The organism is Clostridium saccharoperbutylacetonicum N1-4(HMT), from assembly GCF_000340885.1.
In the GTDB taxonomy this organism is placed as follows: Bacteria; Bacillota; Clostridia; order Clostridiales; family Clostridiaceae; genus Clostridium; species Clostridium saccharoperbutylacetonicum.
The window spans coordinates 5,916,814-5,941,854 of sequence record NC_020291.1 but is presented as its reverse complement, the minus strand read 5'-3'; the positions used below and the strand labels follow the sequence as shown (position 1 = coordinate 5,941,854).

The window sequence follows — 25,041 nt, the reverse complement described above, 5'->3', positions numbered from 1 at the left end:
TATTAATTAGCAGTTTCAATATTCCAGTTATCTTTAGTTGCGTATACAGAAACTCCATCTGTAGCACTTGTTTCGTAAATTTTAACGCCACAGGCGATTAAAGTATTATAAGGTTCGTTATTAGTGACAACTCTTGATTTAGATCTAGAAATAACACCAATAGTTGGTTTCACATATCCAATAAATGTGTAAGAGGAAGAACCAACATTTCCGTGATGAGGAACTTTCAATATGTCTACTTCATTGTTCTTTAGCGATTTATTCATAGCAAAATCACTTTCAGCATGCCATTGCATGTCACCAGTAAATAAGGTTTGAAGATCACCGTAATTTAAAAATGTAATTGCAGATCTATCATTTAAAGCACCATATTCTTTGTAGTAAGTATTGGCTTCAAGGTCTGAATACTTTTTATTTTGATGAAGAAATTGTAAAATGTGTTCACTATCTACAAATGCTTGTGGATCAGCTTCAACTACAGGTATTCCACTTTTTGCTATAGCATCCATTGTAGCTTTGTAGACTTTATAATCATATTTTATAATATCAATGTCACTTGCGCTAACAGTTGTAGCACCTGGAGCATAATCTTGCATTTCAAAATATTTAGGTACAAAGATCTTACCAATGTTAAAGTTATTCATTAGTTCGATAAGACCACCTATATGGTCAGAATGAGGGTGAGTAAGTATGACATAGTCAATTACACCTTTACCATTGTTAGCTCTAACAGCGGCTGCTGTAGTGGCTGAATTTGTTGAAATAATAGTATTATTAATATTTTCAGCATCAGTTTTGTTATCAATTGCATTAGAATTATTTATAGCTTGTCCATCTTTTGAAGCTTTAAAAAAATCAGTTTTTAAATTTTGACTATTTAAAAAGTCAACTACACTTTTAGCACTTTCAGGAGTTCCAGTATCAATTAAAACAGTTTCGCCACTAGGAAGCTTTATAAACGCGCAATCAGCATCACCAACGTTTAAAAACTTTATATATAAATAATTCTTGTTATTAGGATCAGAACCTTGATAATAACCGTTATTATTAAATTTCTCCATAACTCCATTTATAAATATGTCTCCAATTGCAATAGTACCATCAGATTTTATGTAAAACTTATGTTTGCTGTTAGAAACCCATTTATTTGTTAACATTATTCCATCGTCATCAGAGAAATAAGTTTTCCCATTATTAGTATAGAATCCGGTTTGAAGTTGTCCGATATTACTGAAGAAATACCACTTGTCACCAATTAATGATTTTCCAGTAACCATTTGCCCAGTTTGAGTGAAAAAATATTTAGCACCATTAATTTTGTTCCAACCAGTTTGCATTACACCTGAATCATCTAGGTAGTAGGTACCATTATTATTAATCCAGCCAGTTTGCATTACTCCATCTGAATTAAAGTAATACCAATTATCGTCTATCTGTTTCCAGCCAACTACAACTGAAAAATCTTCATCTAAATAATATTGTGCATTGTAATTTTTATCATTACGTTTGATATTTGGATTAAGGTCTTTTTCCATAACCCAACCAGTGGTTTCAGAAATTTTATTATTAACTATGTAATATTTCTTATTATTAATTGTTTTCCAACCATAATCTATAAAGTTTTCTTTGGATTCATCTGCTAAAGTTTTATTTAATTTATCAACAGGTTTAGTTTCATCTTTAGTGGTAGTTGTTGAAGTTTTAGAATCTTTGTCTTTTGATTCCTCTGTTGTTTTAGCACTTTGTTGAGTAGAATTAGCTGTATCTGAACTATTAGCAATAGTTGTAGTTTGTTCTGCTGCATATGTTATGTTATCAATGAGAGTAATATTTAATAGAAAAATCATTGAAAATATAACGAAATTCTTAAAGATTTTTATTAACATGAGTATTTAGGCCTCCTAATTTTTGTGAAATTTATTTTGTTATATATAATAAAATAAATTCCAAGCTAAATATTATAAAGTAGTTAAAAATAGTAATGTCAATTACCTAATGATTATTATTCATTAGCAATTGAGCCCCTGTATATATCAAATTCTTTACATTTAGTGTGACTTGGCAGAATTCAATATTAATTTATATAATTTTGGGCTAATATTAAAAATAGAAAATAATATTGTCCAATGAAATTGTTTTTTAGGATTAGTTTTATATTCCTTGTAAGTTTCAGATATTTTTGACTTAATGGAACTTATATATTGTTGGCTATCTTCCATACCATTACTGCACTCAAAATAGCAATTAATAAGAGTAAACAAGTACCATTTTAATGTTTTGGAATATAAGTTATCATTATTTATAGTTCTCATGAATTTAATTTTCTCATCATAAACATCTAAAATGTCTAATCTTTTTTTATTAAATTTTCTAGTAGTGATACTGTTAGGCGTTACTCTGTAATAGTATAATGGCCTATTAGTGTAAGTTATCTTATTAGCTTTGTAAAATAACTTATAAGTGGTTCCTTCATCTTCGTGAATTTTTCCAACTGGATAAGTTACATTATCAAAAAGTTCTCTTTTATATAATTTATTCCAAGCTACAACTGTTTGAGTATATAAATCAGTATAGAAATTACCTAATCCATCAATATTATTAAAGGATTTGATGATTTCATTGTCAACGCAGGGAGCCTTTTCTTTTTCATCTGCTGTTCTAAAAAATTTACAACAGGATATATCAGAATCAGTAGCTTTTATTAAATCTAGCAGCTGCTCATACATATTTTCATCTAACCAATCATCACTATCGACAAAACCAATATAGTTTCCTTTAGCAATTTCAAGACCAGCATTTCTTGCAGAGCTCAGTCCACCATTTTCTTTATGAATAACAACAATTCTATTATCTGTTTTAGAAAAATCATCACAGATTTTACCTGAATTATCTAAGGAACCATCATCAACTAAAATAATTTCAAGATTTTTTATGGTTTGATTCAAAATGCTATCTATACATTTAGGCAAATATTTCTCAACATTATATACAGGTACAATAACACTAATTAAATCATTATTATTTTCCATTATTATTTTCTCCAATCGTAGATATTCGGCACTATCAAATAAATAACAAGTCCTCTTGCTAGCCTATTTTTCATGTGCCTTATTAAATGATTAATTTCGTAATAAATTATAGCATACATGATAGGTATATTCAAAAAAATAGAAATACCTGTGCTATTGCCAATTATAAATGCTAAATTGTCAATAGTGACAATTTAGCATTTATAATTGAGTATTGGCAATTGATAATTTTATATTATATTTATTGAGTTTTGAATTTTCATTGATATAATAAAAAGGAAAGGTATCAGAATTTGGTACCTTATATGACAGTTTTGTATTTACATTGATATAATTTAAGGAGAAAAATATGAACGACATTGATTATTCAAACTATGAGGAGTTAGGACTAAGAGATGCTCAAATAATAATGGCAGGAATTTTGAAAGAAGTAGCTGATATTTGTGATAAATACGGCATTAAATATTTTTTAGATGCAGGAACACTTATTGGAGCAGTAAGGCATAAAGGGTTTATTCCTTGGGATGATGATATTGATATAGGTATGCTTAGAGAAGACTATAGAAAGTTTCTAAGTATAATTAAAAATGAGTTGCCTGAACATTTATTCTTGCAAACTCATGAAAATGATCTTTATTATGATATTTATCAAGTCCCTTGTAAGATTAGATATAATAATACTTTATTTATTGAAGAAAAAATAGTTGAAAATCCAAAGATGCATAATGGATTATTTATAGATATTTTACCTTATGATAGTTTACCAAAGAAAAAATGGGTCTATACTATTCAAAGAAAAATAAGTAATTTTATTTTAAGAAGTTTTGTTAGGTGTAGAGAGATACCAGAAAAATTAACTTTTAAAAATAAGCTTACGCATTTTATTTATAAAATTGTAGTTAAAATTTTTCCAACTCAAAGAAGACAGAAGTTATTTGATTTTTTAATAAACTGGAATGACATTAATTCTGAATATATGGGGTATGGAGTTGATACTACTTGGAGTGAATACATATATAAGAAGAAAGATTTTTTTGATTTAATAAAAGTTGAGTTTGAAGGGGAATACTTTAATGCACCTAAAAATTATGATGCGGTTTTAACTCAATTATATGGAGATTATATGACACTTCCAAAAGAAGAAGATCGTGTGTGGCATGCAAAAACAATAAAAAAGCTATCATCGATGGATAATTGATCATCTATCATTGACAATTGCTATTTGAATTATGAAATTTAACTTAAGAAAAATGACTAAATATTGCATATAGGTGTCAATATTAGTATAATTCAAGTAGCGTTTAAAATTTCAAATAATTAGGTTTTAAATTACTACAATTAGGTTATTTAAAGTATTAATGGTTGAGCCTATAGATAGATAAAAGGAGCGAATAGTTTTGACGAAGGTATCTATAATTACTCCTGTTTATAATGTAGAGGAATGTATTGAAAGATGTATAAAATCTGTTATAAATCAGACAAATAAGGATTTTGAATTTTTACTAATAGATGACGGATCTAAAGATAGAAGTATTCATATAGCAAAAGAATTACTTGAAAAATCAATTATAAATTATAGAATTATAACTCAAAAAAATTCAGGAGTTAGTGCTGCAAGAAATAAGGGAATAGAAGAAGCTTCTGGTGAGTATATAACTTTTCTAGATTCAGATGATTATATTGATTCTAGATTTATTGAGTTAATGTACGAGAAGGCAGAAGAAACTTGCAGTGAAGTAGTTTTCTGTGATTACAGTGAAGTTGATGCACAGGAAAATGTTTTAGTTAAAAATAGAACAAAGTGCTTAAGTGATTTTATAAGTGGAAAAGAAGCAGCCTTAAAACAATTAAATGATGATATAACAATAGGGATGAGAAGTGCTATATATAAAGCATCAATCATTAAAGGAAATAATCTCCTATTTGATAGTAAAAGAAAATATGGAGAAGATATGATCTTTATTGTAAAAGCATTACTATATTCGAAAAAAGTAATAAGTGTCAATGAAATTTTAGCATTTTACGTTATTTGGGGAAATTCAGTTACTCAAAATGTATCGTTAAAACATCTTGATGGCTACTATTCTTATACTGATTTATTGGAAGAGGTTAAGACAGATGTAAGTTTAAAGGAAATAGAAAAATTCTTGATTGAATTTAAGATTCCTTATTCAATATCACATATTTTTTCAGTGCTTAGTAAAGATTCAAATTTTCATAAGGATCTTTTTGAATTTTTAAATAGAACTGATGTAAAGGGATATTTGAAGGCATATAAAATGCAGAGGTTTAATAAAAATAACCTTAGATATTTTATTCAAGCTAAGGGCATGGCATACTGCCCTAAATTATTGCTTAAAATTTTTAATGGACTAAGGTAATAATATTGTCTCTTGAAAGTGGAGGAGATTATAATGAAGAGTTGGAAAACACCAATAATTATGATAATTGATATGTTTATGGTAAATATGGCGTATCTTTTTGCAATAAACATAACAAACACGGGAAGTTTTACTCTAATCGCAAAGATATATACTAACGATTGTGTGGTTTTGAGTTTAATTTATTTAGTTTGTTTTTACTTATTTAAAACTTATGATAGTTTATGGCATTTAACTGGTACTGATGAATTTTTGCTAGGAGTTGGTGGAAATATTTTAGCAGGTATTCTATCGATTGGATATACAAGAATTTTTGGTTCAACTATTCCTTTAAATGTATCTGTCGTAGGAATACTTTTAAGTATTTTCTTTGTTTTAGGATATAGAATTCTTTATAGAGTGTATAGAAGAACTCTTTTATACATACCATTCAAATATTCATCTGATCAAAGAAGAGTAATGATAGTTGGAGCAGGTTCTGCCGGAACTATGATTATTAATGAAATGATGGCAAGAAGAGAGTTAAAGTATAATCCTATTGTTCTTATTGATGATGATAAGACTAAACTAGGAAAGAGAATATCAGGAGTTAAAATAGAAGGAAATAGATATGATATACCTTATATTGTCAGAGAACAGGAAATAGATTTAATTTTAATTGCTATACCATCTCTTGATGCAAAGAATAAAGCAGAAATAATTGAGATTTGCAAAGATACTAATTGTAAGCTACAGATAATTCCAGGTATGTATGAAATATTGAGTGGAGATGCAACCGTAAGTAGAATTAAGGATGTTGATTTAGAAGATTTACTTGGAAGAGATCCAATTCAATTAGATAATAAAGGGATTTCTGATTACATTGAAGGAAAAACTATTCTAGTTACTGGTGGTGGTGGCTCAATAGGATCAGAACTTTGTAGGCAAATAGCAGTATTTAATCCAAAGAGATTGATAATCTTTGATATTTATGAAAATAATGTATATGATATTCAAAATGAACTAAGAGAAGAATTCCCAGATATGAACCTTACTGTGTTAATAGGGTCTGTAAGGGATAGGAAAAGATTACATGAGGTATTTACTAAATATAAAATAAATGTTGTATTCCATGCAGCAGCTCATAAGCATGTACCTTTAATGGAGGATAGTCCAAAGGAAGCTATAAAAAATAATGTATTTGGAACCTTGAATTTAGCTTTAGAAGCTAGTGAAGCCAATATATCTAGATTTGTTATGATTTCAACAGATAAAGCTGTTAATCCAACTAATATTATGGGTGCAACAAAGAGATTATGTGAAATGATAATTCAAGCCATGGATAAGCAATCCAAAACAGAATTTGTTGCTGTTAGATTTGGTAATGTTCTTGGAAGTAATGGTTCTGTTATACCTTTATTTAAGAGACAAATTGCTAATGGGGGACCTGTTACTGTTACTCATAAGAAAATTATTAGATATTTTATGTTAATTCCAGAAGCAGCTCAATTGGTACTTCAAGCAGGTGCATTTGCAAAAGGCGGAGAAATATTTGTTTTAGATATGGGAAAGCCAGTTAAAATTTATGATTTAGCGTGTGACTTAATTAAGCTTTCAGGTCTTGAACCCAATAGAGATATAAAAATTGTATTTACAGGACTTAGGCCAGGAGAAAAGTTATTTGAGGAACTTTTAATGAGTGAAGAAGGACTAGAAGATACTGTTCATAAAAAGATACATGTTGGTAAACCAACTTTTGAAAATATGGATACTCTAAAAGAAAAGCTTGAGCAGTTGAAAAATTTATTGGAACTAAATGATATTGGTGAAATAAAACATCAAATGCAAAAGATCGTTCCAACTTATCACTATAAGAATGAAGATGAAGTGGCAGCAGAGAATGCGGATAAGGAGTAGAGATGACTAAAGATAGTAGAATTACAAACATTGTTCTAGCAATTTTATTTGTTATAGCAGCAGTTTTTGGAGTACTGAATGGTAATTATTTATTAACTGCAATGTATATAGTTACAGTACTAGCAGTAGTATTTATAATGAAATATAAGGATATTTACGATACTTTTTATGCAATACTTATGGTATCTGCGTTTTATGATTATACTGTATATGCTCCAAGAATCCAAAGTGTTTATATGTTTCATGTAATTTTGGCAGCATTTGTTTTAATATCTTTGTATAAATTATTTAAAGATAGGGAAGTAATAGTAAACTTAAACAAAAAAGTACTAATTATTTATGCTATTTGGTTTGCTTATATGTGTGTCAGCATAATGTGGTCATTAAGTAAGGGACTAGCAATAAAGTATATAGCCATTTATTTAATGATGTTTGCATTTATTATTAGTATGATGATATACAATATAAATAAGGAAAGAATTAATAATACAATAAATTTAATATTGTTTTTAGTATCATTAGTAGTTATTGTTGGGGCTGTAGAAGTAGCACTTGGCCAACAACTACCCGTGAGACATTATTTTGATACAATGAATTTATCTAAGCTTCATAGAAGTATTATTGAGGCAAGAGCTATAGTTTTTTCATATAATACAAATAATTTAGCTGCAACCCTCGCAATTTTATCGCCAGTATGTTTATTTGGAATTTATAGATTTGATAATATTCTGGCTAAGGTTTGGTTTACAATTTGCACTGCAGCTGGATTTTCATTAGTTGTTATATCAACTTCTAGAACAGGAATTGTTTCGATGGGCTTCAGTTTAATTGTATTTTGCATTTATTCTATTTTCAGAATTAGAACATTAAAAATACAGGCTATAGTTTTCCCGCTTATTTTATGTATTAGTTTTGTATTTTTATATTACAATAGTTCTAAATTTGAGCATATTAAACCTGTTAATGGTAATAAAGTTATTGATACAGGCTTAGATGATAAAATCAACGAATTAAGTGATATAGAGTATCAAGAAGGTGCAGCAGGTTCATTAAATGAAAGAGGAACTATAATACTAGATGTATTAAATGGTACAATAAAAGAAAAGCATTATTTAGGTTTTGGAGTTGGTAATGTACAGCAGTTCCTTCAAAACCAGGGAAATACGGCAGGGATATACAGTCCACATTGTTATCCAATCGAGATTTTAGGGGATTTTGGAATACCAGGTATATTACTATATGGAGTATATTATCTATATTTACTTATAACAAATCTAATTTTAGGAATAAAGAAAAAAAGTGTTATGTGCTTTGCGGTAGTTGCAGGACTTATAGCTTTTGCACCAGCAAGTTTTGGACCAAGTTCTATTACATATGTATTTTCATACTGGATACTTATGGGCTTTGCAGTAGCATGTATTCAAGTTTATAGAAACGATAATAATGAATACAGAAAAACATCATCAATAAAAGAATTTAAAATGATATAAAAAGTATAATATAAAAATAACCAGCCGAAATACAGTAGACTCTGTTATTTCGGCTGTTATAGTATAGGGATATAGAAGGGATGAGTGCTAATATGCTATTTTATAGTGAAATTATCAATATATTAAGAAAAAGAATAAATATGAAGAATTCAAAGCGTCTAAAAAATAAAGATTTTTCTTTATTAGCTAGCAATTGTAATGGGGCCTTTATTTTACATGATTTAAATTTAAAGTTTAATTCACCAACTGTAAATTTATTTATGTACCCAAGTGATTTTGTTAAATATATAAAAAATTTGGAGTATTATTCAAAATGCGATTTGAAATTTATAAAAAAGGAGGATACTGCGTATCCTGTTGGAAAATTAGATGATATTGAAATACATTTTATGCATTATAAAGATGAAAATGAGGCTGAAAGAAAGTGGAAAGAACGTACTGATAGAATAGATTTTGATAATATGTTTGTTATGATGACGGATAGGGATGGATGTTCCCTTGAAGACTTAAAAGAATTCGATAAGCTTCCATATAAAAACAAGGTCGTATTTACACACAAAGAATATTCAGAAATCAAATCTTCAGTTTATATAAAAGGTTTTGAAAATGAGAAAAATGTAGGAAATTTATATTCATATAAAAATAGATTTACCGGTTATAAATACTATGATGATTTTGATTATGTTGAATGGTTTAATTCTAGGACAGCTGAAAAATAATAGTACAAGCTATGGAAAAATGTTAATATGAATTTATAATAATTAATTATGAAAAATAGAGTTTTAATTATATAAATTTAAATTGCCTATCTATATTGAGTTATAGATAGGCAATTTAAATTCTTTATTTTCTAAAATTATTTTAGATGATCTTCAATTATTTGTGTAATTATTGAAGAAGTATCTCCATTTCCAAAAGCTGAAGCAGGAGTGCCTGTTGGATTGAAATTTTCTAAAGCATCTAATATTTTATTAGTATCACTTCCAACTATTACGTTCCAACCATTGTTTACAGTTTCAACCCACTCTGTTTCATCTCTCATAGTAATACATGGTTTCTTTAGGAAATATGCTTCTTTTTGAACTCCACCGCTGTCTGTTACTATTTTTTGTGCATTTTCTTGGAGAGAAATCATATCTAGATATCCTACAGGATCTATAATCTTAATATTATCACCAACGTGTAAGTTGTATTCTTGAATAAACTTCTTTGTTCTAGGATGAAGAGGAAGTATTATTTTTTTATTTGAATTGCTTAAAGCTTTTATTATTGAAGTTAATCTTTCAAGACTGTTAGTATTTTCGGCACGATGTATTGTTGAAAGTATATAGCTATTTGGTGCTAAATCAAAAGTTTCTATTACTTTTGACACTTCTTTAGCCCTTTCTTTAAAAAGATTAACAGCATCATACATTACATCACCAACATTGTGAACACCATTTATAACATTTTCATTCCTTAAATTATTTAAAGCTGTTAGTGTTGGAGTAAAAAGTAAATCTGAGATGTGATCTGTTAGTATTCTATTTTGCTCTTCTGGCATTGCTTTATTAAAGCTTCTAAGACCAGCTTCAACATGAGCTACTGGAATTAGTAATTTACTAGCACATAAAGCTCCAGCAAGGGTTGAATTTGTATCTCCATATACTAAAACCATGTCTGGTTTTTCTTTTAAATATATTTCTTCAAGAGCTATTAACATACTCCCAGTTTGATGACCATGATTAGATGAACCAATGCTTAGGTTGTAGTTTGGTTTTGGAATATTAAGTTCCTCAAAAAATATATCTGACATGTTGTTATCATAATGTTGACCAGTATGCACTAAAATTTCACTATTACCATTTCTTCTAATTTTATTTGAAACTGTAGCAGCTTTAATAAACTGTGGCCTTGCACCTATTACAGTTAATACTTTCATGTATTATGCCTCCTTAAATTATATATATATTTTAAAATATGACTCAAACAATAGTTGTTAGAAATCATTTAAAAATACATAGTGATAGATATAAATATTTTAGCATATAACAGCCATAAATCAAATAATATAAAATTGCCTAGTAAAGAAACACTAAACATTGCATATATTGATGAATATTAGTATAATTCAAATGGTAGAAATAATAGAAAATAAATTAAAAATAAGATTGAATGAAGAACAATATATATAAAGAAAAACGTTGGTAGGTTAATTTGCATTAAGGAATTTTAATTACCAGCTTCAGGAGGGAACAAGTAGTGGCAATATTGGTTACAGGTGGAATGGGGTATATAGGAAGTCATACTTCTGTTGAATTACTTAACGCTGGGGAAGATGTTGTAGTTATAGATAATTTGAGCAATAGTAAAGAAATAGTTAAAGAAAGAATAGAAGAGATAACAGGAAAAAAAATAAAATTATATAAGATAGATTTGACAGATAAGAATGCGGTTGAACAGGTATTTATAGAAAATAATATAGAAGCAGTAATGGATTTTGCTGCTTTAAAAGCAATTGGTGAATCTATAGAGAAGCCAGTGGAATATTATCATAATAATTTGACAAGTATTTTAGTTGTACTAGAGTTAATGAAGAAATATTCTGTAAGAAATTTAGTATTTAGTTCATCAGCAACAGTATATGGTACTGCAGATACTATGCCAGTAAATGAAGATTATTTACCATTATCAGTAACTAATCCTTATGGAAGGACAAAATTAATTGCAGAAGACATTCTAAGAGATTTAAGTATGTCAAGCAAATGGTGGAATATTGCAATTTTACGATATTTCAATCCAATAGGGGCTCATGAAAGTGGGATTATTGGAGAAGATCCATCTGGAGTTCCGAGTAATATTATGCCTTATATAACTGAAGTTGCAATTGGGCAATTAAAAGAATTATCAATATTTGGTGATGATTATGATACGATTGATGGAACTGGTGTAAGAGATTACGTGCATGTGGTTGATGTTGCAGAAGGACATATAAAAGCACTTGAGATGTTAAAGAAAAATCCGGGATTAGTAACATACAATTTAGGTACAGGAAAAGGTTATAGTGTACTTGAATTGGTAGAAACCTTTAAAAAGATAACTGGAGTTAATATACCATATAGAATAGCACCAAGAAGAGCCGGTGATGTAGGTGTGTGTTATGCCGATTCAAGTAAAGCTAATAGGGAATTAAATTGGAAAGCAAAAAGAGGACTTGAAGAGATGTGCAGAGATTCTTGGGTTTGGCAAACAAAAAATCCAAATGGATACAAATAACAATGAGTAGTTGTCAATTATCAATTATGAACTGACAACTGATTATTGAAACTTTAACTAATTAGGAGGAAAAGATGAACGATTGCCTAGTAATGTTAACTAAAGTTTTCCCATTTGATAAGGGAGAAGAATTTATAGAAGATGAGATTTTAATGCTTTCAGAAAATTTTAAGAAAGTTATAATAATCGCAACTAGTACAGCTGATAGTGCAGTTCAAACACGAACTACGCCTGAAAATTTTGAAATACTTAGAATTAAGGCGTCTAAAATTAAGCGTAGTTTACCTATTAATGCTATAAAGTTATTTCCGTTCTCTAATTATAATGGGTATATTTCAGAGAAAGAACGCATAGAAATTAAGGGCTCATTAAAGAAAAGGGCATATTTAACTTATTTCATTTCAAAGTCCAATGCTGTGTTTGAAGAAGCAAAGGATATTTTAAATCAATGTAATTTATCTCAATATAACAAGGTTATTTTTTATAGTTATTGGTTTTATGATACAGCTTTAGTAGCAATTAAACTTAAGGATTACTTTAAGCTTAACAAAAAAGCTGCCATAAGCAGAGCTCATGGCTATGATATTTATACTTATAGAAATTCTATGAATTATTTACCGCTTAGAGAATACTTATTAAAGAACATAGATAAGGTATATACCTGTTCTAAAAATGGAATGGATTATTTAAAGAATCTTTATAATGGTTATAATAATAAAATAGAAGTTGGATACTTGGGAAGTAAGGATCACGGAATTAAATCAGTTGATGAAGAGCATGTATTTCATATAGTAAGCTGCTGTCATATTAGTCCAGTAAAACGTATGGATTTATTAGCGAAAGCTTTAGCAACACTAAAAGATTCAGGCCTGAAGTTAAGATGGACACATTTTGGAGCTGGAGATGGATTAGGAGATCTTAAGGCATATGCAAGTGAGAATTTAGGGTTTATGGAGGTAAGCTTTCCAGGTGGAATTAAAAATATTGATTTGATGAAGTATTATCAAAAAGAACCTGTAGACTTATTTATAAATACGAGTAGCTCAGAAGGGTTACCAGTTAGTATTATGGAAGCTTGTTCCTTTGGAATTCCAACTATTGCTACTAATGTAGGGGGAACTTCTGAAATCGTAAGAGATATGAACACAGGAATATTAATAGATGCAGATTTCAAAGTTGAAGAACTTGGAAAGAAGATTAAATATATGGTTCTGTTAAACAATGAAGAAAGGCAAGCATTTAGAGAAAGATGCCGTAATTTATGGGTGGAGAGCTTTTGTGCTGAAAGAAATTTTGCGCGTTTTGCACAACAAATAAAAGAAATCAAGTAATATATTTTAATGAAATTGAGAAATTACCAGTAAATAAACTTTCATAAGTCAAAAAATACATTATAGCTCAATTGACCATTGGCAACTGATAATTGACAGTTGAGCATTGAGCTTTGAAAAGGAGAAAATTAAGATGAATATCTTACTTATAAATCACTATGCAGGGTCTGATTATCATGGGATGGAATTTAGACCTTATTATATGGGAAGAGAATGGGTTCAAATGGGACATAAAGTTACTATTCTAGGCGCTGACTTTTCTCATTTAAGAAAGAAAAATCCTCAAGTACAAGAGGATTTCCAAGAAGAAATAATAGATGGAATTACATATGTATGGGTTAAGACTCCTGAATACCATGGAAATGGTGTTGGAAGAATAAAGAACATATCTACTTTTATGTTTAAATTAAGAATGAATTACAAGAAGATTGCTGATAAGTACAAACCAGATGCAGTAATAGCTTCTTCAACTTATCCGTTAGATATATATCCAGCACATAGAATAGCAAAGAGATCTAAAGGTAAGCTTTTCTTTGAAATTCATGATCTATGGCCATTAACACCAATGGAAATTGGGGGGTATTCTAAAAATAATCCTGCTATAGTAATACTTCAAAGAGCAGAGGATTTTGCCTTTAAAAATTGTGATAAGATTATTTCGATTTTACCAAATGCAGATAAGCATATGAAAGATAGAGGATTTAAAACTGATAACTATGTCCATGTTCCAAATGGAATAATAGTTGGTGAGAAGAAAACTGCACCAATGGAAACTACTATTGAAAGATTAAAAGAACTAAAAGAGCAGGGTTATTTTTTAGTAGGCTATACTGGAAATCATTCACCTGCTAATGTTTTAGATACAATGATCGATGCAGCTAAGCAAACAAGTGATGAAAAAGTAAAATATGTAATGGTTGGAAATGGAAACGTAAAAGACAAACTGATTGAATATGCAAAAAGCAATAATGTTACGAATGTTGAATTTTTGGACCCAGTACTTAAAGATAATATGGATAATGTATTACAATTATTAGATATATGTTATATAGGCTTGAAAAAACAAAACTTATTTAATTATGGAGTGAGCCCTAATAAGTTATTTGATTATATGATGGCTGGAAGACCTGTAATTTATGCTGTAGAAGCATCAAATGACCCTGTTAAAGATTCTAATTGCGGAATTACAGTTCCAGCAGAAAATGCTAATGCAGTTGTAGAGGCAGTAATGAAAATTAAAGGCTTAAGTGAAGAAGAAAAAAGCAAATTAGGACAAAATGGAACAGATTATGTATTAGAAAATCATACTTATCATGGATTAGCAGAAAAGTTCTTAGAGGCTTTGAAATAACTTAAAATTTTATGAAGAAATACGAGAATTCAATTAAAATTGATTAAAGTGTTGTAAAATAGGTAATATATTAAAATATTATAAATAACTTTTAGGGGTAGATATATGAATAAATTTAACAAAATAGTTAAAAGAATATTTGATTTAATATGCTCTACTTTAGGACTTATTGTGTTAAGTCCAGTTTTATTAGTAATTGCAATAAGAATAAAAACAGGTTCAGATGGACCAGTATTTTTCAAACAAATACGAGTAGGTGAAAGAAGTAAGGAATTTGAAATTCTTAAATTTAGGACTATGGTTGTTGATGCTGAAAAATTAGGAAGACAAATAACTGTTGGAAATGATAGTAGAATTACTAAAATAGGCGCATTTTTAAGAAAATATAAACTTGATGAATTACCACAGCTAATAAATGTATTTAAAGGTGATATGAGCCTGGTTGGGCCAAGGCCAGAAGTACCTAGATATGTTAAACTATATAATGAAGAACAAATACGAGTCTTAGAAGTGAAACCTGGTATAACAGATTTAGCGTCTATTAGATATAGAGATGAGAATGATTTGCTTGGAGAAGTAGAGAATCCAGATGAATTTTATATAAATACAATTATGCCAGATAAACTAGCCTTGAATTTAGAATACATAAATAAAAACAACATATTTTTAGATATTTATATAATACTTAAAACAATAATAAAATGCATTTAGGCAGTTTACAGTGCACAGTTTATGCCCTTTAGGGTACCCTGTGGGCAATTTACAGTTGTGAGTGGTGTGAATGTTATAATGTTTGGAATTTATGAATATAATGGGAGAAGGTAAAGAGTTATGCCCCTATAAAGAGAGCAGCTATGCTGCAATACGGAACTTAAAATAGTTAACAGTTAGTTGGGAAATTATAAATATAGTGGGAGAAGGTAAAGAGTTATGAAAAAATTAAAATTTGCTATTATAGGTTGTGGAAGAATTTCTTATAAACATGTTGAAGCTTTAGTAAAGAACAATGAAGAGGCTGAATTAGTTGCAACTTGTGATGTTATTTTAGAAAAAGCTGAAGCAAAGAAGAAAGAATATATAGAGAAAACTGGAGTAACAGAAGAATCTGTAAATGCATATGCAGATTATAAAGAAATGTTAGAAAAGGAAGAGATAGATGTAGTAACAATAGCTACTGAAAGTGGATATCATGCAGAAATTGCTATACATTCTATGAGAAAAGGGGCAAGTACATTAGTTGAAAAACCAATGGCTATGTCTATTGATGATGCTAATGAGATGATAAAAGTCGCAAAAGAAAACAATGTTAAGCTTGGAGTTTGTCATCAAAATAGATTTAATAAGCCAATACAAAAATTAAGAGAAGCAATAGAAGAAAATAAATTTGGAAGATTAATTAATGGTACAGCAAGAATACTTTGGAATAGAAATATGGGATATTATGAGCAAGCACCTTGGAGAGGAACATGGGCTTTAGATGGTGGTACTCTTATGAACCAATGTATCCATAATATTGATTTGCTTCAATGGATGATGGGTGGAGAAGTTGAAAGAGTTTATGCTGAGTGTGATACATATTTAAGAGATATAGAAGCAGAAGATTTTGGAGCTGTAGTAATAAGATTCAAAAATGGAGCTATAGGAATTGTTGAAGGATCAGCATGTGTATATCCTAAGAATCTCGAAGAAACTTTAAGTATATTTGGAGAAACTGGAGCAGTATCTATTGGAGGTCTTGCAGTTAATGAACTTGAAACATGGAGATTTGAAGGTGAAGACGAAGAAGCCACTAAAAAATTAGTAAATGTTAAAATAGACAATGTTTATGGTGAAGGACATACACCTTTATTTAAGGATGTAATTGATGCAATAAATGAAGACAGAGAACCATTAGTATCAGGAGAAGAAGGTAAAAAAGCTATGTCAATAATACTAGCTGCATATAAGTCAAGAAAAACAGGAATGCCAGTACAATTTCCTTTTAATGATTTTAAGACATTAGATATGAAAGATAGTTTTAAAGGAAGAAAATAATTTTATTGGATATAATATTAATAATAGATATACTATAAGGTAATCATATATGTTCTTATACGGATATCTAAAATAAGAATTAAGCATATTTAAGTATCAATTATCAATGCTTATGGAGTAATTAACTATGGATAATTGATATTTGATAAAAATAAAAAATGGAGGGATCAGAGAAGCCATGAAAGTTAAAAAAGCTATTATCCCAGCAGCAGGTCTTGGAACAAGATTTTTACCAGCAACTAAAGCACAACCAAAGGAAATGCTTCCAATAGTTGATAAGCCAACAATTCAATATATTGTTGAAGAAGCAGTAGCATCTGGGATTGAAGAAATTTTAATTATTACAGGTAGAAATAAGAAATCTATAGAAGACCATTTTGATAAATCTATAGAATTAGAACTAGAATTAGAGAAATCAGGAAAAGCAGAATTGCTTGAACTAGTAAGAGATATTTCTGATATGGTTGATATACATTATATAAGGCAAAAAGAACCAAGGGGATTAGGGCATGCAATTCATTGTGCTAAAACTTTTGTTGGAAACGAACCATTTGCAGTTTTATTAGGAGATGATGTAGTTGATAGCGAAACTCCTTGTTTAAAACAATTAATTGATTGTTTTAGTGAGTATAAAACAACTATATTGGGAGTTCAAACTGTGTCAGAAGAAAATGTTTCTAAATATGGAATAGTAGATGGAATTCATATAGAAGATAGAGTATATAAAGTAAAAGATTTAGTTGAAAAGCCTGCAAAGGAAGAAGCTCCAAGTAATGTAGCAATATTAGGAAGATATATTATAACTCCAGAAATATTTAATATATTAGAGAATACTAAGCCTGGAAAAGGTGGAGAAATTCAACTAACAGATGCATTAAAGACACTAATTTCTAAAGAAGCAATGTATGCTTATAATTTTGAAGGCAAAAGGTATGATGTTGGAGATAAATTTGGATTTTTACAAGCAACTGTAGAATTTGCACTAAAGAAAGATGAGCTTCGTGAAGAAGTTTTAGGTTATTTAAACTCTAAGTCATGGGAAAAGTTATAACATTCACAAAGTTATAATAAGTTTTTAGAAAATAAAGTATAAGTATTAGTTAATTCATTAATTTTGTGCAAAGTGACTTAAAAATATATGGTCACTTTGCATTTATTTTTTATTAATATTGAAAATTGGTGTTTGAATTCAAAGTTTGTTATAATTATATTAAATCAATTCAACAAATTTTAGGGATTTTTAGATAAGAATAATCATAAAATTAATAGTGATTAATATACCTTTGAATTAAAAATTTTACACCAAAGATAATGAATGATGTTACTAATATTAAATTTAGTATTGAATTACCAAATTGTATAAATAATATACAAATTAATATAAATATAAACACACTTAAAAGCCATTGTATAAATCTCATTATTTTATCTCCTTGTAAAAAAATTGCACTATTAGTTTATCCTAAATTTATATTGAAATTCATTTTATGTAATGATTTTTTTATTATTTATTGATCTCCCAAGGAGCATGAAATAATTTTATTCAATTATGCTATGAATTGTATTATAATTATAATAGGTATAAGTATGGTTGTAATAGGAGTTGTTGAATAATCATGAAGTATTTATGGTTAGAGGATGGTGGGAACGCGTGCAGGATTATGAGAAACAATATAATTCTTTAAAAATGGAATATGAAACTTATCAAAAGTTTTCAGAACAACATATTCAAGAATTAAATGAAAAAAATATCAGGCTAGAAAAGAGTATAGATTCTTTATCTAATATAATTGAAGTAAGTAAATATATAAATACTTTTTTTAGTAGTGATAGCTTGATATCTATGATTAACGATATGATAGTAGGAATATTAGGGGTTACATATTCAACCATATTTTTAATTGAAAACGGTGAATTAATCGTTAAAGCTAGTAATATTGAGAATATGAATATAAAATTGACTTCAAATGAGTATGTGCACATAAATAAAGGAGAAGAATTTTTAATTAATTCAAGAAGAGTTTTAAAGCAAACAGGGGAACATAAAACTGATATACATTCAATTATGGGGTCACCAATTATATTGAGGGATAAGTTTATAGGATATATAGTTGTAGAACATAACATTTATAAGTTTATGACCATGGAGTTAAAAATATTTCTTAGATCAATTGCAAACCAAATTGCTATAGCTATAGAAAATTCTATGTTATATAAACAATTGGAAAAGATGAATCAGAGAGATTCGCTACTTGGAATATATAATAGAAAGTATTTTTTTGAATATTTGGAAAAAAATGAATGTAAAAAACTAACTGAAAAATTTGCAATTGTAATGATAGACATTGATGATTTTAAGAAAATAAACGATACTTATGGACATCAATTTGGAGATAAAATCTTAATTAACACAGCGAAGGTTGTTAAAAGTGGTATAGCTCAAAATGACGTTTTGGCAAGATATGGTGGAGAGGAATTTATCTTGTATATTTCAAACTATATAGATGAGGAAAATGTTTATGATAAAGTTGAAGCAATAAGAACAATTCTTCAAGGAGATAAAGTAGAAATAAATGGCGAATATAAATCAGTAACAGCTAGTTTTGGAATATCATTTTTCCCTTTAAATGGGACTGATTTAAACGAACTTATAAGTAAAGCTGACGATTTACTATATAAGGCTAAAAAAAGTGGGAAGAATAAAGTATTAAGCGGACATGTATTTGAATCATAATTATATAAAGCATGCTTATTTTAATAAGAGTGCTTTTTTTATCTTTAAAATTATAATAATATTTTAGGAGGATAATGATATGGATAGTAAAAAATTACTATCACTTATTAAGAAAGATGAAGGTATAAAGTTAGATTTTAAGTTAAAATTAGAACTTTATTATGAAACAGGAAAAAAAGAGTTAACTAAGGATATATGTGCCATTGCTAATTCAAATGGTGGAAGAGGATATATAATTGTTGGAATTGAAGACAAAACTAAAAAAATTGTAGGCTTAGAAGACGAAGATTTGTTTAAAGAAGAACAAATTCAGCAAATTATATCAACAAGGTGTGAGCCGCCAATACCAATAAAAGTAGATTTCATTAATATTGAAAATAAAATAATTGGTGTGATATCTATATATGATGGAGGGCAAAAGCCATACCAAGTAAGGGAAAATGGTGCATTCTATATTAGAAGAGGTTCCACAACTGATGTAATGAGAAAGCAAGAATTAATTGCATTATTTGAAGAGAATCTCAGTTTAACCATTGAAACTTGTCCACTAATTCATAGCAGAATAGATATATTGAATATGGAACTAATAAATAAATATTTTAATAAGAAAGGAATAGAAATTACTGAAGAAAACAGAAAGTTTTTATTATTAAGCGCAGGAATAGCATTTGAGCATAAGGATGAATCCCAACTTAAATGTACTTATGGAGGATTGCTTGTTTTTTCTGATAAAAATTATCTATATATACCTAATAATATGATAAAAATTATTAATAAACTAAATGATATTAATGAAGAGTTACATGTAATTCAAGGAAACCTTTTATATATGATAGATCAAGCTGAAGAAAAAGTAAGACAAATATTACCTGAAGATTATCCAATAGAGGCTGTAATTGAAGCAGTAAAAAATGCAGTATTATATAGGGAGTATTTTGATTTAAATAAGATTATTGAAATAATAATAGATAAAAATAAAATTATAATTTCAAGTCCTGGCGAATTTATTGATGAAAACATTAAAGGGGAAAGAACAAACTATAATAAAAGAAATATTTGGCTATATGAAAAATTGATTTCCTTAGATGATAAAAAGAGGTTTTTAAATAGTGGAAGAGGATTTTCGATTATTAAAAATGCATTTATAGGATATGGTAAAGTTAAGTTTGTAAATTCAAGAGTGGAGCATAGTTTTAAGGTAATATTACCAGGAGCGGGTACAAATCCTTAGTAGTATTATTTTTGTTACAATTAAAAAATGATTTATAAAGATTTTGGAGGAAAAAGATGACGACAACTATCAAGGATATAGCAAAAGTACTTAATATATCTCATTCAACAGTTTCTAGGGCGTTAACAGGATCGAAAGCTGTTAGTGAGAAAACTAAAGAAGAAATATTTAAAGTAGCTAAAGAATTAAATTATATTCCCAATATGAATGCTAGAAGCTTGAAAATAGATAAAGCTTACAATATAGGTGTATTTTTTTCAACTATTGATAATGGAACTTCACCATTCGTATTTCAAAGTGTAATAAATAATGTATATAGAAATATGGATAAAAAGTATAATGTAATTGTTAAAGGTATTGATATGCATGAAGAAAATACAATAAGTCCAAAAAATTATGATGGAATATTAGTTTTAAGTCAAAAAAAAGGTGATGATGGGTTTATTGAAGAGATTATAGATAAAAAAATACCTGTTGTTGTTATTAATAGGAAAGTAAGTCATAAAGTCATTAATGTGTATACAGATGAAAAGATAGGGACTTCTAGAGGTGTAGAAGAGTTAATAATTAATGGTCATAAGGATATTGCAATAATTGAAGGACCAGAAAGATTTTATTCAACCAAAATGAGAAGAGATGGGTGTTTAGAAGCGTTAGAAAAATATAATATTAAATTAAATGAAAAATTAATATTACACGGAGATTTTAGTGTAAAAAGTGGTTATTTGGTAACTAAAAAAATTCTTAATGGAAAAGAAAAATTTACAGCTATATTTGCATTTAACGATGAAATGGCAACAGGAGCAATAAAGGCTATTACAGATCATGGATTAAAAGTACCTGATGATATTTCTGTATTGGGATTTGATGGAAATGAAATAGGAAAATTTATAACTCCTAGTATAACTACTGTTATAAGGCCAATTGGGGAAATAGCTAAATTAGGAATAGAATTATTGATGAAACTAATAAATGGAGAGAGCGAAATAATAGGCAAAAAAATATATATAGAATCAAAATTATCAATTGGAAATTCTATTAGAGACATACACATATAAAAAGAGCAGCTATTCTGCAACAACGGAACTTATATAAAAAGAGCAGCTATGCACCTATGAAGAGAGCAGCTATGCTGCAATACGGATCATTTATGCAATACGGAACTTTAAATCAGTTATGAGTTATGAGTTAATGATGAATATTGAATATTGAATGATTAATGAGGATATTCCTTCAGAATATCTTAATCTTAATAAGTTTCAAGTTTAATAATAGTTCCGTATTGTGGCATAGCCACTCTTTTTATAAGTGCAGACCCCTTAACTGTTTTCAATTGTTGCCAAAAGTTAAGGTTGAGGATATACTATAGTAAGTGATTAAAATACTGGAAAGTTATTAACGCATAATCAAAAAGTAATACAACAGTATAATTATATATATATATTGAATTATACTGTGTTAGTAAGAAGATTTTTAGGAGGTACTATAATGGCAAGCGTATTAGATGAGCTATTAGAAAGAGGATACATAAAACAATTTACTCATGAAGAAGAAACAAGAAAGTTATTGGAAAATGAGAAGATAACTTTTTATATAGGCTTTGACCCAACAGCAGATAGTTTGCATGTTGGACATTTTATTGCTATGATGTTCATGGCACATATGCAAAAAGCAGGACATAGACCAATAGCTTTAATTGGTGGTGGAACAGCTATGGTTGGAGATCCAAGTGGTAAGACTGATATGAGAAAGATGCTTACCAAAGAAGATATTCAGCATAATGTTGATAGTATAAAGAAACAAATGGAAAGATTTATAGACTTCACAGATGGTAAGGCAATACTTGCTAATAATGCTGACTGGTTATTAAACCTTAACTATGTTGATTTCTTAAGAGAAGTTGGAGTGCATTTTTCAGTAAACAGAATGTTGTCAGCTGAATGTTTTAAGCAAAGGTTAGAAAAAGGATTATCATTTTTAGAATTTAACTATATGTTAATGCAAGGATATGATTTTTATGAATTAAATCAAAAATATAATTGTAAGATGCAGCTTGGTGGAGACGACCAATGGTCTAACATGATTGCAGGTGTTGAACTTGTAAGAAGAAAAGCTCAAGGTGAAGCTATGGCTATGACTTGTACATTACTTACAAATAGCCAAGGTCAAAAGATGGGTAAAACTGTTGGAGGAGCATTATGGTTAGATCCAGAAAAAACTTCACCATATGATTTTTATCAATATTGGAGAAATGTAGATGATGCTGATGTTGAAAAATGCTTAGCTTTATTAACATTCTTACCAATGGATGAAGTAAGAAGACTAGGAACTCTTGAAGGTGCTGAAATAAATAATGCCAAGAAAGTACTTGCATATGAAATAACAAAGCTTGTTCATGGTGAAGAAGAGGCTAAGAAGGCAGAAGAAGCAGCTGTTGCATTATTTGCAGGTGGAGCTGACATGTCAAATGTTCCAACTGTAACAATAAGCAAAGAAGAGATTGGACTACCGATCTTAGATATTCTGGCAAGCACTAAAATTGTTCCATCTAAAAAAGAAGCTAGAAGATTAATTGAACAAGGTGGATTATCAATTAATGGTGAAAAAGTTATAGAAATGACACGAGCTTTAGAAGAAGCAGATTTCCAAGATGGAAGTGCCTTAATAAAGAGAGGTAAGAAAAATTATAATAAAATTGAAGTGAAATAGACCTTATTCTAGATAAAATCCTGGCAATACATAAAGTATTGTGAGGGTTTTATTATTTAAATTAATAAAAAGGTTTAAAAACTACATTTAAACTATATTATACTTTCAGAGGCTTTGTAAAAAAATTGAATTTTATCTTAAGAAAATAAAATTTAATTAGGCAGTGCTTTAGGGGACTGCCTGTATTCAATTTGTTAAATATTATTATAATAAATTTGAATTATTTTCAAAAGTTCGTGTATTCCATTTTCTATATCTGATGTACTGCAATTTCCAACACTTATTTTTAAAATATCACCATTAAAATAATCTTTTAAATAAGCATTATCCATCCCTTTTATAAGAATATCTTTTTTATCACATTCCTTAATCAGCCAATCAATATTTATATTATTTAAAAATTCAATACACGAATAGAATCCAGTGTCTGGTATGTGCCATTTTATTTGTGGAAGTATAATTTCACTTGAAACTTTCCGTAACGCATCCATTCGTTCAGAATATGTTGTTCTTATTGTCTTATTATTAGAATTAAATATTCCACTTTTTATATAAATATCCAAAGCACCTTGAGATAAAACAGAGGTATTTAAATCTGTCCATTTCTTATATTCTTCAAATGTATTTCTTAAAAGTTTTGGAAGTACGACAGCTGCAATTCTAAGGCCCGGGAGGAGTATCTTTGAAAAACTTTTAATATATATAACCTTAGATGATGTATCAGTATAATACATTGGATATGAATTGTTTTTAATCTCTAAATCAGCAAGATAATCATCTTCAACAATATAAACATCATATTTTTCAGCTAACATTATGATTTGTTTTTTCTCATTATTTGTGTAGCTTATTCCAAGAGGATTACTAAAACGAGGAATTGTATAAAAACATTTAATATTTCCATATGCGAATTTTTTTTCTAGTTCTTTTAGGTCTAGACTATCAAACTTTCTTTCAATCCCAATTATTGGAGTTTTAGTCGTTTCTAAAGCTTTTAAAGTACCGTGATAAGTTGGCTGTTCAACAAGTACATTACTTTTTCCATTGGGAAAAGGCATACTACAGAGTATATTGATAGCTTGCTGAGAACCTGATGTAATATAAATGTCGTCTAAAGAACAAAATATCTGATAATTTTCAAAATATGTTTTTAAAGTAAAAATTAAATCAGGAAGTCCTTTAGGAGAAGAATAATTAAAAAGAGTAGCTTTGTGTATCTCTATAGCTTGATTTAAACAATGCTGGAATTCTTTATAATCTAGAATGCTTTCATCAGGAGAACCAGATGAAAAGTCTATAATTTTATTAAAATCATTTATATAAAGTTCTTTTTTATCAATTAAATAATAGCCACTTTGAGGTCTAGAATAAATTATATGATTTTTTTGCATTATTTCATAAGCATGGACAACGGTTTGCTTGCTGCAATTGAATTTTTCTGATAATTCTCTAATTGTTGGCATTTTTTCACCATATGTAATATTTTTGTTGTTAATTTCATAATTAATAAAATTGATTATAGCTTCATATTTACTCATGATTCACCTCGTGTACTAGTACAATTTCATTTTTCAATTATTGAATTGAATTTTGTACTGAT

Annotated in this window: 19 protein-coding genes; 15 read left to right on the top strand and 4 right to left on the bottom strand. The window is 28.5% G+C overall.

Going from position 1 to position 25,041, the window contains the following annotated elements:
- Nucleotides 1-2 precede the first annotated feature (2 nt).
- Both CSPA_RS26060 and CSPA_RS26055 read right to left on the bottom strand, forming a co-directional pair.
- Nucleotides 3-1,886, bottom strand: coding sequence for an MBL fold metallo-hydrolase (locus CSPA_RS26060; RefSeq protein WP_015395411.1), 1,884 nt, complete (start codon nt 1,884-1,886; stop codon nt 3-5).
- Between the two features lie 162 nt (nt 1,887-2,048).
- Nucleotides 2,049-3,029, bottom strand: coding sequence for a glycosyltransferase (locus CSPA_RS26055; protein ID WP_015395410.1), 981 nt, complete (start codon nt 3,027-3,029; stop codon nt 2,049-2,051).
- A gap of 349 nt (nt 3,030-3,378) precedes the next feature.
- Between CSPA_RS26055 and CSPA_RS26050 the strand changes: the two genes are divergently transcribed.
- The 5 genes from CSPA_RS26050 (at nt 3,379) to CSPA_RS26030 (ending at nt 9,515) form a co-directional block, all read left to right on the top strand.
- Complete coding sequence (locus CSPA_RS26050; RefSeq protein ID WP_015395409.1) at nt 3,379-4,227, top strand: LicD family protein; 849 nt, start codon at nt 3,379-3,381, stop codon at nt 4,225-4,227.
- Nucleotides 4,228-4,426: 199 nt separating this feature from the next.
- Nucleotides 4,427-5,410, top strand: a complete 984-nt coding sequence (locus tag CSPA_RS26045; protein WP_015395408.1) for a glycosyltransferase family 2 protein — start codon at nt 4,427-4,429, stop codon at nt 5,408-5,410.
- A gap of 33 nt (nt 5,411-5,443) precedes the next feature.
- Nucleotides 5,444-7,306, top strand: coding sequence for a polysaccharide biosynthesis protein (locus tag CSPA_RS26040; protein ID WP_015395407.1), 1,863 nt, complete (start codon nt 5,444-5,446; stop codon nt 7,304-7,306).
- Nucleotides 7,307-7,308: 2 nt separating this feature from the next.
- Nucleotides 7,309-8,796 carry an O-antigen ligase family protein gene (locus CSPA_RS26035; protein ID WP_015395406.1) on the top strand — a complete coding sequence of 496 codons (1,488 nt, stop codon included), beginning with the start codon at nt 7,309-7,311 and terminating at the stop codon, nt 8,794-8,796.
- A gap of 80 nt (nt 8,797-8,876) precedes the next feature.
- Nucleotides 8,877-9,515 (top strand): DUF1919 domain-containing protein, encoded by a 639-nt coding sequence (locus tag CSPA_RS26030; protein WP_017810335.1) that lies wholly within the window; start codon nt 8,877-8,879, stop codon nt 9,513-9,515.
- A gap of 137 nt (nt 9,516-9,652) precedes the next feature.
- On the opposite strand, the gene wecB is transcribed toward CSPA_RS26030, so the two are convergent.
- A complete protein-coding gene (gene wecB, locus CSPA_RS26025) occupies nt 9,653-10,717 on the bottom strand; it encodes a non-hydrolyzing UDP-N-acetylglucosamine 2-epimerase (protein WP_015395404.1) in 1,065 nt (354 codons plus the stop codon).
- A 320-nt stretch (nt 10,718-11,037) separates the two neighbouring features.
- On the opposite strand from wecB, the gene galE reads away from it, so the two are divergent.
- The 10 genes from galE (at nt 11,038) to tyrS (ending at nt 23,441) form a co-directional block, all read left to right on the top strand.
- Complete coding sequence (galE, locus tag CSPA_RS26020; protein ID WP_015395403.1) at nt 11,038-12,051, top strand: UDP-glucose 4-epimerase GalE; 1,014 nt, start codon at nt 11,038-11,040, stop codon at nt 12,049-12,051.
- Nucleotides 12,052-12,125: 74 nt separating this feature from the next.
- Nucleotides 12,126-13,382, top strand: coding sequence for a glycosyltransferase (locus CSPA_RS26015; protein WP_015395402.1), 1,257 nt, complete (start codon nt 12,126-12,128; stop codon nt 13,380-13,382).
- Between the two features lie 133 nt (nt 13,383-13,515).
- Nucleotides 13,516-14,733: a glycosyltransferase family 4 protein gene (locus CSPA_RS26010; protein WP_015395401.1), complete on the top strand. Its 1,218-nt coding sequence runs from the start codon at nt 13,516-13,518 to the stop codon at nt 14,731-14,733.
- A gap of 105 nt (nt 14,734-14,838) precedes the next feature.
- A complete protein-coding gene (locus CSPA_RS26005; protein ID WP_015395400.1) occupies nt 14,839-15,444 on the top strand; it encodes a sugar transferase in 606 nt (201 codons plus the stop codon).
- A 219-nt stretch (nt 15,445-15,663) separates the two neighbouring features.
- Nucleotides 15,664-16,767, top strand: coding sequence for a Gfo/Idh/MocA family protein (locus CSPA_RS26000; RefSeq protein ID WP_015395399.1), 1,104 nt, complete (start codon nt 15,664-15,666; stop codon nt 16,765-16,767).
- A gap of 178 nt (nt 16,768-16,945) precedes the next feature.
- Entirely contained in the window at nt 16,946-17,818 is an 873-nt protein-coding gene (gene galU, locus CSPA_RS25995) for a UTP--glucose-1-phosphate uridylyltransferase GalU (protein ID WP_015395398.1), read from the top strand.
- A gap of 600 nt (nt 17,819-18,418) precedes the next feature.
- Nucleotides 18,419-19,501, top strand: coding sequence for a sensor domain-containing diguanylate cyclase (locus tag CSPA_RS25990; RefSeq protein WP_026106305.1), 1,083 nt, complete (start codon nt 18,419-18,421; stop codon nt 19,499-19,501).
- Nucleotides 19,502-19,580: 79 nt separating this feature from the next.
- Nucleotides 19,581-20,732 (top strand): AlbA family DNA-binding domain-containing protein, encoded by a 1,152-nt coding sequence (locus CSPA_RS25985; protein ID WP_015395395.1) that lies wholly within the window; start codon nt 19,581-19,583, stop codon nt 20,730-20,732.
- A gap of 56 nt (nt 20,733-20,788) precedes the next feature.
- Nucleotides 20,789-21,790 carry a LacI family DNA-binding transcriptional regulator gene (locus tag CSPA_RS25980; RefSeq protein ID WP_015395394.1) on the top strand — a complete coding sequence of 334 codons (1,002 nt, stop codon included), beginning with the start codon at nt 20,789-20,791 and terminating at the stop codon, nt 21,788-21,790.
- A 430-nt stretch (nt 21,791-22,220) separates the two neighbouring features.
- Nucleotides 22,221-23,441: a tyrosine--tRNA ligase gene (gene tyrS / locus CSPA_RS25975; protein WP_015395393.1), complete on the top strand. Its 1,221-nt coding sequence runs from the start codon at nt 22,221-22,223 to the stop codon at nt 23,439-23,441.
- A 194-nt stretch (nt 23,442-23,635) separates the two neighbouring features.
- On the opposite strand, the gene CSPA_RS25970 is transcribed toward tyrS, so the two are convergent.
- Nucleotides 23,636-24,979 carry an aminotransferase-like domain-containing protein gene (locus tag CSPA_RS25970; protein ID WP_015395392.1) on the bottom strand — a complete coding sequence of 448 codons (1,344 nt, stop codon included), beginning with the start codon at nt 24,977-24,979 and terminating at the stop codon, nt 23,636-23,638.
- Between the last annotated feature and the right edge of the window lie 62 nt (nt 24,980-25,041).